This is a genomic window from Clostridium sp. AF29-8BH (genome assembly GCF_003478145.1).
Lineage (GTDB): Bacteria > Bacillota > Clostridia > Lachnospirales > Lachnospiraceae > Otoolea > Otoolea fessa.
Window position 1 is genome coordinate 1 of the sequence record NZ_QUEL01000037.1, and the last position, 12,065, is coordinate 12,065.

At 47.5% G+C, this 12,065-nt stretch carries 9 protein-coding genes, 1 tRNA gene and 4 pseudogenes; 12 read left to right on the plus strand and 2 right to left on the minus strand.

Annotated elements, in window-relative coordinates; genetic code table 11:
- The first annotated feature begins 167 nt into the window (after positions 1-167).
- The 8 genes and pseudogenes from DWZ16_RS14665 to DWZ16_RS14700 all read left to right on the plus strand — a co-directional run bounded on the left by DWZ16_RS14665 (position 168) and on the right by DWZ16_RS14700 (position 7,620).
- Positions 168-392, plus strand: a complete 225-nt coding sequence (locus tag DWZ16_RS14665; RefSeq protein WP_107001488.1) for a hypothetical protein — start codon at positions 168-170, stop codon at positions 390-392.
- A 511-nt stretch (positions 393-903) separates the two neighbouring features.
- Positions 904-2,126 (plus strand): annotated as a pseudogene (gene tyrS, locus DWZ16_RS14670) (tyrosine--tRNA ligase).
- Positions 2,127-2,448: 322 nt separating this feature from the next.
- Complete coding sequence (locus DWZ16_RS14675; RefSeq protein ID WP_118523121.1) at positions 2,449-3,366, plus strand: phosphate ABC transporter substrate-binding protein; 918 nt, start codon at positions 2,449-2,451, stop codon at positions 3,364-3,366.
- A 197-nt stretch (positions 3,367-3,563) separates the two neighbouring features.
- Positions 3,564-4,502 (plus strand): phosphate ABC transporter permease subunit PstC, encoded by a 939-nt coding sequence (gene pstC, locus DWZ16_RS14680; RefSeq protein ID WP_118523124.1) that lies wholly within the window; start codon positions 3,564-3,566, stop codon positions 4,500-4,502.
- Positions 4,492-5,367 carry a phosphate ABC transporter permease PstA gene (gene pstA / locus DWZ16_RS14685; protein WP_118523122.1) on the plus strand — a complete coding sequence of 292 codons (876 nt, stop codon included), beginning with the start codon at positions 4,492-4,494 and terminating at the stop codon, positions 5,365-5,367. Before pstC ends, pstA begins: the two co-directional genes overlap by 11 nt.
- Before the next feature lie 21 nt (positions 5,368-5,388).
- Positions 5,389-6,143: pseudogene (pstB, locus tag DWZ16_RS14690) on the plus strand (phosphate ABC transporter ATP-binding protein PstB).
- Between the two features lie 104 nt (positions 6,144-6,247).
- Complete coding sequence (gene phoU / locus DWZ16_RS14695) at positions 6,248-6,910, plus strand: phosphate signaling complex protein PhoU (RefSeq protein ID WP_107001493.1); 663 nt, start codon at positions 6,248-6,250, stop codon at positions 6,908-6,910.
- 107 nt (positions 6,911-7,017) lie between these two features.
- Positions 7,018-7,620 carry a DedA family protein gene (locus DWZ16_RS14700; RefSeq protein ID WP_022359897.1) on the plus strand — a complete coding sequence of 201 codons (603 nt, stop codon included), beginning with the start codon at positions 7,018-7,020 and terminating at the stop codon, positions 7,618-7,620.
- A 76-nt stretch (positions 7,621-7,696) separates the two neighbouring features.
- Here DWZ16_RS14700 and DWZ16_RS14705 read toward each other — a convergent pair whose 3' ends face one another.
- Both DWZ16_RS14705 and DWZ16_RS14710 read right to left on the minus strand, forming a co-directional pair.
- Positions 7,697-8,596 carry an MBL fold metallo-hydrolase gene (locus tag DWZ16_RS14705; protein WP_182427382.1) on the minus strand — a complete coding sequence of 300 codons (900 nt, stop codon included), beginning with the start codon at positions 8,594-8,596 and terminating at the stop codon, positions 7,697-7,699.
- Positions 8,597-8,671: 75 nt separating this feature from the next.
- Positions 8,672-8,743, minus strand: a tRNA-Arg gene (locus tag DWZ16_RS14710).
- Positions 8,744-8,863: 120 nt separating this feature from the next.
- Here DWZ16_RS14710 and DWZ16_RS14715 point away from each other — a divergent pair.
- The 4 genes and pseudogenes from DWZ16_RS14715 to DWZ16_RS14730 form a co-directional block, all read left to right on the plus strand.
- Positions 8,864-9,649 carry a hypothetical protein gene (locus tag DWZ16_RS14715; protein ID WP_118494285.1) on the plus strand — a complete coding sequence of 262 codons (786 nt, stop codon included), beginning with the start codon at positions 8,864-8,866 and terminating at the stop codon, positions 9,647-9,649.
- 72 nt (positions 9,650-9,721) lie between these two features.
- Complete coding sequence (gene queA / locus DWZ16_RS14720; RefSeq protein ID WP_107001497.1) at positions 9,722-10,747, plus strand: tRNA preQ1(34) S-adenosylmethionine ribosyltransferase-isomerase QueA; 1,026 nt, start codon at positions 9,722-9,724, stop codon at positions 10,745-10,747.
- Between the two features lie 183 nt (positions 10,748-10,930).
- Positions 10,931-11,370: pseudogene (gene tnpA / locus DWZ16_RS14725) on the plus strand (IS200/IS605 family transposase).
- 8 nt (positions 11,371-11,378) lie between these two features.
- Positions 11,379-12,065 (plus strand): annotated as a pseudogene (locus DWZ16_RS14730) (IS200/IS605 family accessory protein TnpB-related protein); the annotation flags it as partial.

Genomic DNA, 12,065 nt, shown 5'->3' on the forward strand with positions numbered 1-12,065 from the left:
TTGAAGTTGCATGCACCGTATTTTGAAGAAGATGATATAGTCAAAAAAAATAACTTTTTTGTAAAGACAGAAAACGGGTATGAATTATATATGAATGGTACATATATAGGAACATTGGATGAAATACCAAATGAATTAAAGAATATTAATATTAGGAGGAAATAAAAATGAAAAAAACGATCAGAATTTTAGCAGTAATAATTGCTATGACATGTATTTTTTCAGGGACTGCGTTTGCACAAGAGAAAGAGGTGGCTGTTGAAAAATCGAGTTCAATAGCTAGAGCAGATGTTATAAAATATGTTTATAAAGTTGAAAACGGGAAATTATATAGAAGATTATATAATTATTCTAAGGATACGTGGCTGGGAGATTGGGAACTGTGTGACTAAAGTAATAATATGATAATTATATTTAATAAATATGTACACTACTTTTTACGCTTTGAATTTAAAGTAATGTAAAAATTTTATAGCGTGAAGTTTGAAGTTGAGAAATTGCCTTGACAAATAATAAATTTCGCTTATAATACAGAATATACTCAATAACCTTACAAAGGCAATGAAGGGAACAAGTAGAGATCCGCAGGAGAGCGCACAGAAAGCAGCCGGATGATGAGAGGCGCGCGTGAACCGGATATTCGAATACATCCCGGAGCTTCGCACCGAAGAATCTAAAATCGGATCCGATGAAAAGGCTGCGTGGAAAATGTGCGGCGGTTGATTTGGTAGGCTGCGACGTGAGAGACACACGTTATCCGGTCACGGTATCAGAGGGTACCGGCAGAGGCAGATGGGCGCGAGCTGTCTGCGAACAAAGGTGGTAACACGGGAATTTTGCCCCGTCCTTTTTGGAGGACGGGGCTTTTTGTACCCCCAATTTTAATAAAGGAGTAGAGAGAAGATGCAGATTTACGAAGAATTAGTAGCCAGAGGCTGATCGCTCAGGTTACAAACGAAGAAGAGATCAAAAAACTGGTCAACGAAGGAAAAGCTGTTTTCTATATCGGTTTTGACCCGACCGCAGACAGCCTTCATGTAGGACATTTCATGGCACTGTGCCTGATGAAACGTCTGCAGATGGCAGGCAACAAGCCGATCGCATTACTTGGCGGCGGCACCGGCATGATCGGCGATCCGTCCGGACGTACGGATATGCGCCAGATGCTGACACCGGAGACGATCCAGCATAACTGCGACTGCTTCAAAAAGCAGATGAGCCGTTTCATCGATTTCTCTGATGACAAGGCGCTCTTAGTCAACAACGCAGAGTGGCTGATGAATCTGAATTATGTAAACTTACTGCGCGAGGTTGGACCGCATTTCAGTGTCAACCGCATGCTGACGGCTGAGTGCTACAAGCAGAGAATGGAGAGAGGTTTAAGCTTCTTAGAGTTCAACTACATGATTATGCAGAGCTACGACTTCTATATGTTATACCAGAAATACGGCTGCAACATGCAGTTCGGCGGCGATGATCAGTGGAGCAATATGTTAGGCGGTACCGAGCTGATCCGCAGAAAGCTTGGCAAGGACGCACACGCAATGACCATCACCCTGCTGTTAAACTCCGAGGGCAAGAAGATGGGTAAGACCCAGTCCGGCGCTGTATGGCTGGATCCGAACAAGACATCCCCGTTCGAGTTCTACCAGTACTGGAGAAACGTAGCCGATGCCGATGTATTAAAGTGCCTGCGTATGCTGACCTTCCTGCCGCTTGAGCAGATCGATGAGATGGACAAATGGGAAGGCAGCCAGTTAAATACTGCAAAAGAGATCCTGGCTTACGAGCTGACCAAGCTGGTACACGGCGAGGAAGAGGCTGAGAAGGCACAGGCAGCAGCGAAAGCACTGTTCTCCAGCGGAAATGCAGCCAATATGCCGACCTACGAACTGACTGAGGATGATTTCAACGGTGATGAGATCGATATTCTCTCCATCCTGCAGAAATCCGGTCTGGCTCCGTCCCGTTCCGAGGCAAGAAGAAATGTCGAGCAGGGCGGCGTATCTGTAGACGGAAACCAGGTAAAAGATATCAAGGCAGTCTTCACGAAGGATCAGCTTTCCGGCGAAGGAATGGTTGTCAAGAGAGGTAAGAAAAACTTTAAGAAGATTGTTCTGAAGTAGGATGTCTGGGGAAATTCACCTGCCTTGTTTGAGAGCAGAATGAAACTCAGTATAAAAATCAGAATCACGCCGCCGGCGATCTCTGCCGGGCTTTCAAGCGAAGCCCGGAGAGATGTCCGGCGGCGGTTCCGATCATGGAGAGAAGCAGAGCAAATCCGAAACCATATCTTACATTCACTCCCACAAAAATTACCCAAATTTTACATAAACGATACCAAAATATGATTTCTGTAAATCCAGGAATCTTTTATACTGCGTACTGTAAGAAATCAAAGATAAAAAACTCTGAGAGAAAAAAGAGAGAGGAAAGAGGAATTTTATTATGAAGAAAAATGTTCAGAAAGCAATCGCAGTATTAGGAGCAGCCGTTCTGGCAACTGGAATGGTAGGATGTGGTTCCAGCAATACAAATACAAGTGCAGCAGACACAAGCGCAGAAACCAGCGCAGCTGAAAGTGATGCAGCAGCAGATACAACCGAGAACAGCGCAGATGCAAAAAATTTGAGTGGTTCTATCACCCTGGCAGGTTCCACTTCGATGGAAAAATTTGCAAATGCACTGGCAGAAACGTTCATGGAGAAATATCCGAACGTGACTGTACAGGCTGAATTTACCGGCTCTTCCGCAGGTATCGAGTCCGTGCTGGCAGGTCAGTGTGATGTCGGTGATTCTTCCAGAGCATTAAAGGATGATGAGAAAGCAAAAGGTGCTGTTGAAAATATCGTAGCTATCGATGGTATCGCCGTTGTCGTTGACCCGTCCAACGCAGTAGATGGTCTGAGCAAGGATGACCTGACCGGCATTTACGACGGAAGTATCACAAACTGGAAGGATGTAGGCGGCAGCGATATGCCGATTGTCGTAGTCGGACGGGAAGCAGGTTCTGGTACAAGAGGCGCATTTGAGGAGCTTCTGGGTCTGGAAGATGCCTGCAAATATGCAAACGAGCTGGATTCCACCGGTGCAGTTATGGCAAAAGTAGCATCTACACCGGGTTCCATCGGATACGTTTCCCTGGATGTAGTCGATGATACCGTTAAGGCAGTTAAACTGGATGATGTAGAGCCGACGGAGGAGAACATCAAGGCAGGCAGCTATTTCTTAAGCCGTCCATTCGTTATGGCAACCAAGGGAGAAATTTCTGAGCAGAACGAGCTGGTACAGGCTCTGTTTGACTATGTATACTCTGCAGAAGGCGATGACCTGATTAAATCTGTAGGCCTGATTACTACGAAGTAAGAAACTGCATCGGAATTTGTGAATGTGGATAAAATTACCGGTGAAAACCGGTAAGGATAGAAAAATCAGTAATTCACGAATACATATAATATTGAATAGATTCAAATAATATCGAGTCGCTTGCAGTCAAGCCGCAGAAAGGAAACTCTGCTTTGACCGAAAGCGGCTCGCTGTTCAATCCGAGACAGGAGAGACATATGCACGAAAAGAAATTTACCATTTTTGGAAGCCATGCCACGAAATCAGCGGTAGAGAGGGCAGCGGAAATTATTTTTACCGCCTGCGGCCTGCTGGCGGTGGTGGCAGTTTTTTCAATTACCTTATACATGATTATCAGCGGTACCCCGGCACTTTTTAAGGTGGGTGTTCCGGAAATCTTATTTGGAACCGTCTGGAAGCCGACTGGAAATCCGGCGTTTTTCGGAATTCTCTACGTTATTTTAACTTCCATCGTCGGAACCTTTCTGGCGATCCTGATCGGTGTTCCGATTGGGCTGTTTACCGCCATCTTTCTGGCAGAGGTTGCACCGCCGAAGGTAGCGGCAGTGGTCCGCCCGGCAGTTGAGCTTCTGGCAGGTATTCCGTCGGTTATCTACGGACTCTTAGGAATTTTGATTTTAAATCCCCTGATGTATAAGCTGGAAATGAAAATCTTTGCCGGTTCCACGACGCATCAGTTTACCGGCGGTGCGAACCTGATATCGGCGGTTCTGGTTCTGGCAATCATGATTCTTCCGACCGTCATCAATATCAGCGAGGCGTCGCTTAGGGCAGTCCCGAAACATTTAAAAAGCGCATCGCTGGCGCTCGGTGCAACGCATATCCAGACGATTTTCAAAGTAATCGTTCCGGCGGCGCACTCCGGCATCATTACGGCGGTGGTTTTAGGCTGCGGACGTGCGATCGGGGAGGCAATGGCGATCAGCCTGGTATCTGGAAGTTCAGTCAATCTGCCGCTTCCATTTAACTCCGTCCGTTTCCTGACAACCGCGATCGTGGCGGAAATGTCTTATTCAGAGGGACTTCACCGGGAAGTGCTCTTTACCATCGGTCTGGTGCTGTTCGTATTTATCATGTTTATCAACACGGTGCTCAGCCGGATGTTTGTGAAGGAGGGCGGCGCAAATGACCGATAATAGTATGAAAAGTATTTACCAGAAGCGCACCCGCATCGGGGATAATATCTTAAAAGTGCTGATTTATCTGGCAGCTGGCGTGGCGATCGCGCTGTTAGTTGGCATCATGGGGTATGTGTTTGTGCGCGGCCTGCCGCAGGTTTCCTGGCAGCTTCTGTCCACGGTGCAGAGCTCCCTCAAGGGCACCTTTGGTATTCTGGGAAATATCATCAACACGATTTACATCATTGTAATTACCCTTATCATTGCAGCGCCGATCGGAATCGGCTCCGCCATTTATCTGAACGAATACGCAAAGCCGGGAAAATTGGTGCGGACGATTGAATTTACAACCGAGATCCTGTCCGGTATTCCGTCGATTATTTTTGGTTTGTTCGGTATGGTCTTTTTCGGAATGACGCTGAAGCTGGGCTATTCGGTTCTGACCGGATCCTTCACGCTGACCCTGATGGTGCTTCCGCTGATTACGCGGAACACACAGGAAGCACTAAAAACCGTTCCGGACAGCTACCGCAGCGGCGCACTGGGAATCGGTGCAACGAAATGGTATATGATCCGGACGATCCTGCTGCCGAGTGCGGCACCGGGTATTCTGACCGGCGTCATCCTTTCGATTGGCCGTATCGTGGGCGAGTCGGCGGCGCTTCTGTTTACTGCCGGAAGCGGCTTCCAGCTTCCGAAAAACCTGTTTGGAAAACTGTTTGAGTCGAGCGGCACGCTGACCATCCAGCTCTACCTGTCGATGCAGAAAGCAAAATACGATCAGGCGTTTGGAATCGCGGTCGTGCTTCTGATTATCGTGCTGGTAATCAACCTGCTGACGAGATTTTTGACCAACCGGTTTGATGTGACAAAATTAAAATAAAGTAAAAAATGAGGAAATGATATGGAGACAAAAATTTCTACGTCGGATTTGAATCTGTACTATGGAAACAATCATGCATTAAAAAATATCAATCTGGATATATATGAAAATCAGATCACAGCGTTTATCGGACCGTCCGGTTGCGGTAAGTCTACCTATTTGAAAACATTGAACCGCATGAACGATCTGGTGCCGAATGTAACAATCAATGGAAAGGTGTGGATCGACGGCGAGGATATCTATGATCCGAGGTTGATACGACGCTTCTTCGCAAGAAGGTCGGCATGGTATTTCAGCAGCCGAACCCATTTCCGATGAGTATTTATGACAATATCGCGTATGGACCGCGGATTCACGGCATTAAGGGAAAAGCAGAGCTGGACGCGATTGTGGAGAAGAGTCTGCGCGGCGCGGCCCTGTGGGATGAGGTCAAGGATCGCCTGAAACGTTCTGCACTGGGACTTTCCGGCGGACAGCAGCAGCGTCTCTGCATCGCGCGTGCGCTGGCGGTTGAGCCGGAGATTCTCCTGATGGATGAGCCGACCTCGGCACTGGACCCGATTTCCACGCTGAAAATCGAGGATCTGATGGGCGAGCTTAAGAAGAATTATACAGTTGTCATCGTTACCCACAATATGCAGCAGGCGACCCGTATTGCGGACTACACGGCATTTTTCCTGGTGGGAGAGGTAGTCGAGTATGCACCGACGACGGATCTGTTCTCGCATCCGCGGGAGAAGAAGACGGAAGACTATATTACCGGACGGTTTGGATGATAGGCGTAAGATTGAGGATTTAAAAATAAGTAGAAAATCAGTTTACTGTTCAGAAGTGGAAAATTTCTGGGCAGAAAACAGGGGAGATGGAGAGGAGATACGGGATGGCGACGAGAGAGGCATTTATACAGGAGTTAGAAGGGCTGAATCAGGAATTGAACGCGATGAGCCAGATGGTGCAGGATGCGATTGACAGTAGTTTTCAAGCGCTTACCGAGCATAATGAAGAGCTGGCACAGAAGGTTATCAAAGGAGACCGGGATGTGGACAATATGGAGCGAAAGATCGAGACACACTGCCTGACGCTGATGTTAAAGCAGCAGCCGGTCGCCAGTGATCTGCGCCATATCTCGACGGCGCTGAAGGTTGTGACCGATCTGGAGCGGATGGGCGATCAGGCGGCGGACATTGCCGATCTGTCCCTGCGTTTGGAGGATGCAGATATTAGTCTTGTAAGCAAACATCTTCCGGCCATGGTGGCAAATGTGAAAACGATGGTAAAGGATGCGATTCACGCGTTTATTGAGCGTGACACCGAGACGGCGGAGACATTCGAACAGAGGGATGACCTGATCGATGCCTTCTTTGAGCGGGTAAAACGGGAAGTGATTGAGTTTCTGAAAAAAGACGGGGATAAATCCGATGTGGCAGTCGATCTTTTGATGGTTGCTAAGTATCTGGAGCGAATCGCCGATCACGCGGTCAATGTGTGCGAGTGGACAGAGTTCTCGGATACGGGGGCCGTGGGGGATGTGATGATTCTCTAGGTTTAATTAAAATTCGGGCATGAAAAATGAAAATTAGATGCCTGGATTTTTTCCGTTCCGCATAAAATAAATAGAATATGTGGAGATAACGTGGAGTGCGATATATCATGCGTGATATAGTGCTGGAACTTTTAAGTTCATACGGATATGCGGGAATGTTTGCCCTGATTCTAATTGAGAATTTGTTTCCGCCGATCCCGTCGGAAGTGATTTTAACCTTTGGTGGATTTATGACAACATATACACGGATGAACATAGCCGGGGCAGTTCTGGCAGCGACGGCGGGCTCGGTGCTGGGGGCGCTGATTCTGTATGAGCTGGGGCGGCACATTCCCGTGCAGAAGTTTTATGCATTTTTGGGCGGGGCATGGGGAAAACGGCTGGGAGTAGAAGTGGAAGATGTGAAAGATGCAGACGGATGGCTGGAGAGAACGGGACGGTCAGCCGTCTTTTTTTGCCGATTCGTTCCGATCATCCGAAGCCTGATCTCGATTCCGGCGGGGATGGCAAAGATGGAACTGCTGCCGTTTCTCCTTCTGACAACAGCGGGCAGTCTTATCTGGAATACGGTGCTCATCGGAGCCGGCGCGGTGGCGGGGGCATCGTGGGAACGTATTCTGGTGCTGTTAAAAACATATTCCCGCTTCGCCGTGATGGGAGCGGGAATCTTGGGATTTGCGGTGGCGAGTGTGTATTTTCGGAAACGATAACAACAAGAGGGGGAAAATGTGCAAAAATTCCCCAAAATCGTTGTTTATAAAGAGTGATAATTCATGCAGAAAGAGTTTATTCATTCAAGTAAAAATATATAGTGTCATTTTTTACTTCCAGCCGTGCCGTCCCATCGATCACCAGCTGTTCCAGATATGGGCGCAGGTGGCGTTCCTGACGGATGAGCTGGTCGTAGGTACCGATGTGCATTCCGATCAGGCGTCGGCTTTCCTGATAAAATTCATCACGCGTCATCGGTCTCTGCAAAAGCTTTGCCAGCTCTGCGAGACGCAGGCGGACAAGATCCATATTTTTCTCTGCCAGTTCCCGGATATTACCATCAAATGGACCTTTGTGCGATAAAATCCAGTGCTGGTAAGGCAGTTTTGTGATTGCTTCCTTGCTTTCCAGATCCAGACCGACGTGGTCGCAGTATGGAAGCTTGACGTGACGCAGGACATTTTCGGTTAAAAGCGCGTCCCCGGCAAAGCAGACGCCGTCCGGTGTGCCGATGACGATGTGGTCGAGGGAATGCCCCGGCAGATGGTGAACCGGGAAGGTTATGCCGCAGAGTGTCACGGAAGTATCCTCCGGCTGGATGATACAGTCAACCGGGCAGCGCTGCTCGGTGTCGATGGAAACCTTTTCCTCCTCGGAGCGCCCGAAATAATTGGTATACCGTTCCAGCGCCGCCTGGGAGGCGATCAGCCCGGCTTCGCCAAGCGACATAGCCAGTGGAATCTGAAAGGCTTCGCGCAGGCGTTTGCTGTTTCCATGATGGTCGATGTGCGCGTGGGAAACGATCAGCCCCGCCGGGGTCAGCCCGGCGTCTTTCAGAGAGCCGATCAGCTCGTCATATTCCTTTGAGTAACCATTGTCAAACAGGATGCAGCGGGTGTCGTCGATGCGGTAGATGCCGACGGCTGTTTTGCCAAGCAGGCAGTCTGTATTTCCAGAAACGTGTATGAGTTCCACGGAAAGAGTCCTCCTTTTATCATGAATAACACAAAAAGCGACGGCTGAGATATCTCCGCTGTCGCTTTTTAAGAATGCGTCTGATAGGAATCGAACCTACGCCTCAGGCTCCGGAGGCCGGCGCTCTATCCACTGAGCTACAGACGCATTACTTGTATGATACTATAATATTTAGAAAATTGCAAGTTTTTTTTCGGAAATACCGCTTGCCGAGTAACCAAATCACCGCTATAATATTAACAATCGAATAAGTCAGGAGGCGGTCGGGTGGGAGAACCGAAAAAGAAACCGGGACGCAGCCGGAAGAACGGAACGGACTGGGAACTGCGCCGCTATGTGATGCTGCTTGCGGCGGTGATTGTATTGATTCTGATTGGCGCGGTGGCGATGTTTTCCGGGAAAATAACAAACATTCTGGGGAAAAAGGATGGCTTACCGGCAGAAATGGTGGATACAGGCGGATCTGGAATGGTGATTGAGCCGGACACGAAAGAATATATTCAGGACTTTGGCGGATGTATTCTGACAGAGAATGGCGAGCCGGGGATCACAGAGCTGATGAATACTTATTTTCAGGCGGTTTCCGACTGTGATATGGATACGTTTGTGAAGTTGTTTACCTCACAGGATACGAGTGAGGAAGAACACTACCGTCAGGAATTTGAAGAACAGAAGCAGTACATTTCCGGGTACCAGAATGTGAAATGTTATACGACACCGGGACTTAGGGACGGCGAGATGGCAGCGTATGTGTATTATGAGATTTTGTATACGGGCGTGGAGACACCGGCACCGAGTCTGGTGCGGATCTATGCGATCCGGGCGGAGGACGGAAGCTGGCAGATCGATGACGGGAAAATGTCCGAAGAGCTGACGCAGTATTTTGAAGAGCTGTCGGTCAATGAGGATGTGCGCCTTCTCAGCAAGCAGACGGATGAAGCAATGGATGCGGCGATGGAGCAGGATGAAGCGCTGAAAGAGCGCGTGGAATTTATGAAGCAGGGCGCGTCGTATATGCGGGATGAGACAGAGCCGTCTGCGTCGAATCCTTAAAATGTTTTACTTTGTCTAACTGAATGGAAAAATAAAGAGATTTATAGATAGAAAGAAAAAGAGGCAGAAAGAATGGATGTAAAAGATTTTTATTATGATTTACCACAGGAGCTGATCGCGCAGGATCCGCTGGAAGATCGTTCTTCTTCCCGGCTTTTAGTGCTGGATAAAAAGACGGGCGAGATGCAGCACAAGGTGTTTAAGGATATTGTCAATTATCTTCATCCGGGCGATTGTCTGGTGATCAATGATACGAAGGTTATCCCGGCGCGTCTGATCGGAAGCAAGGAGGGAACGGATGCACATATCGAGATTCTTCTTCTGAAACGTCGTGAGAACGATATCTGGGAGACACTGGTAAAGCCGGGTAAAAAGGCAAAACCGGGAACCGTAATTAATTTTGGCGATGGTTTGTTAAAAGGAACCGTCATTGATGTGGTAGAAGAGGGAAATCGTCTGATTCAGTTCTCCTATGAGGGGATCTTCGAGGAGATTCTTGACCAGCTTGGCCAGATGCCGCTTCCACCGTATATTACACACCGTCTGAAAGATAAAAACCGTTATCAGACCGTTTATGCAGAACATGAGGGATCCGCGGCTGCTCCGACTGCCGGACTTCATTTTACCAAGGAACTGCTGGCACAGATTCAGGAGATGGGAGTGAAGATCGCGCATGTGACACTCCATGTGGGTCTGGGAACCTTCCGACCGGTCAAGGTTTCAAATGTTTTAGATCATCATATGCATTCGGAGTTTTACCGCATCGAAGAAGACGCTGCTAATATGATTAATGAGACGAAGAAAAATGGCGGACGCATTATCTGTGTCGGTACGACAAGCTGCCGGACGCTGGAATCCGCAGCAGCCGAGGACGGCACGATCCGCGCATGCAGCGGCTGGACGGACATTTTCATTTATCCAGGCTACCAGTTCAAGATTCTGGACTGCCTGATCACAAACTTCCACCTGCCGGAGTCCACGCTCGTCATGCTGGTATCCGCACTGGCAGGCAGAGAACATGTGCTCACGGCGTATGAAGAGGCGATCCGGCAGAGATATCGGTTCTTTAGTTTTGGGGATGCTATGTTTATCCAGTAGAGAAAAGGGATGTATGAAAAAGACTCATAGTGAAAGGCTATGGGTCTTTTTATTTCGAAAAATGTTTGAAAAACGGCACACCGCGTTCTCGTTACTTTAGTGATGAGTTAGGTGCGCCAAATTTTTTATCAAGATACAGAACTAGCGTTTGCCAAGTGTGGGGGCATATGGTATAATATAAACATGGAAAAAGATATATTTACTATTAAGAGAAATACACTTTCATATGGTAGAGGATATGTGTATTCTTTGCAATATCATCTTGTCTGGTGCACGAAATATCGAAAACAGGTCCTGAAAAATGGGATAGACGCAGAATGTAAAAAAATGTTGTATGGGCTTGCGGAGGAATACAAATTTAAGATTCTGGCGATGGAGGTTATGCCAGATCATATTCATTTACTTCTGGATTGCAAACCGCAATTTTTTATATCAGACATGATAAAGATTATGAAGGGGAATCTGGCACGTCAGTTGTTTCTTTCGCATCCGGAATAAAACAGGAGCTGTGGGGAGGACATTTGTGGAATCCATCGTATTGTGCAGTCACCGTAAGTGACCGAAGCAGGGATCAGGTAGTGGCATACATTGAGGGACAAAAAGAGAAGGAAAAAAGAAAGTAGGAAATTTTATGCAGATTGTATCCAGCTATGGAGTAGAAATTAAAAAAAAGAATATACCGCTCCGCTCTACGCTGGATATTTTTCGGAAGGCAGTTTCCTATCTGATTCCGGTGTATGCAGAGACCTGGGAAGAACTTTCAGAAATCAGAAATCCACAAAAACGCTTTAATGAAGCGGAACATCTGGTACATGAGACAAAAAAGAATCATGCCAGATTTCTGTTTGACCGTCATTTCCCTAAGATGCCATCTTATCTGAGAAGAGCGGCGATTCAACACGCACTTGGAGCAGTGTCCTCCTATCAGACACGCCTTGGTTTGTGGGAAAAGGGAGAACTGAGGGGAAGACCGAAGCTGGTCTGTGAGAATCATGCGATGCCGGTATTCTATCGGGATGTCATGTATAAGGAAGCAGAACCGGGAGAAGATGTGGCACATTTAAAGCTGTTTGATGGGCGTGAGTGGAAGTGGTTTCAGGTAAAATTACTTTATACCGATATGGAATATCTTCGAAAAAAATGGAGTGGTAAAAAGGCATCTGCCCCAATTTTGGAAAAGAAACATCATAAATATTTCCTTCGGTTTTCATACACAGAGGAAGTAAGCTTATCAAAAACAGATGTAAAAGAGCAGGTGATATGCAGCGTTGATTTAGGAATCAATACGGATGCGGTCTGCAGCATCATGCGTGCAGAT

Coding starts and splice junctions, on each gene's coding strand:
- DWZ16_RS14665 (WP_107001488.1), top strand. CDS start 168: ATGAAAAAAACGATCAGAATTTTAGCAGTAATAATTGCTATGACATGT.
- DWZ16_RS14675 (WP_118523121.1), top strand. CDS start 2,449: ATGAAGAAAAATGTTCAGAAAGCAATCGCAGTATTAGGAGCAGCCGTT.
- pstC (WP_118523124.1), top strand. CDS start 3,564: ATGCACGAAAAGAAATTTACCATTTTTGGAAGCCATGCCACGAAATCA.
- pstA (WP_118523122.1), top strand. CDS start 4,492: ATGACCGATAATAGTATGAAAAGTATTTACCAGAAGCGCACCCGCATC.
- phoU (WP_107001493.1), top strand. CDS start 6,248: ATGGCGACGAGAGAGGCATTTATACAGGAGTTAGAAGGGCTGAATCAG.
- DWZ16_RS14700 (WP_022359897.1), top strand. CDS start 7,018: ATGCGTGATATAGTGCTGGAACTTTTAAGTTCATACGGATATGCGGGA.
- queA (WP_107001497.1), top strand. CDS start 9,722: ATGGATGTAAAAGATTTTTATTATGATTTACCACAGGAGCTGATCGCG.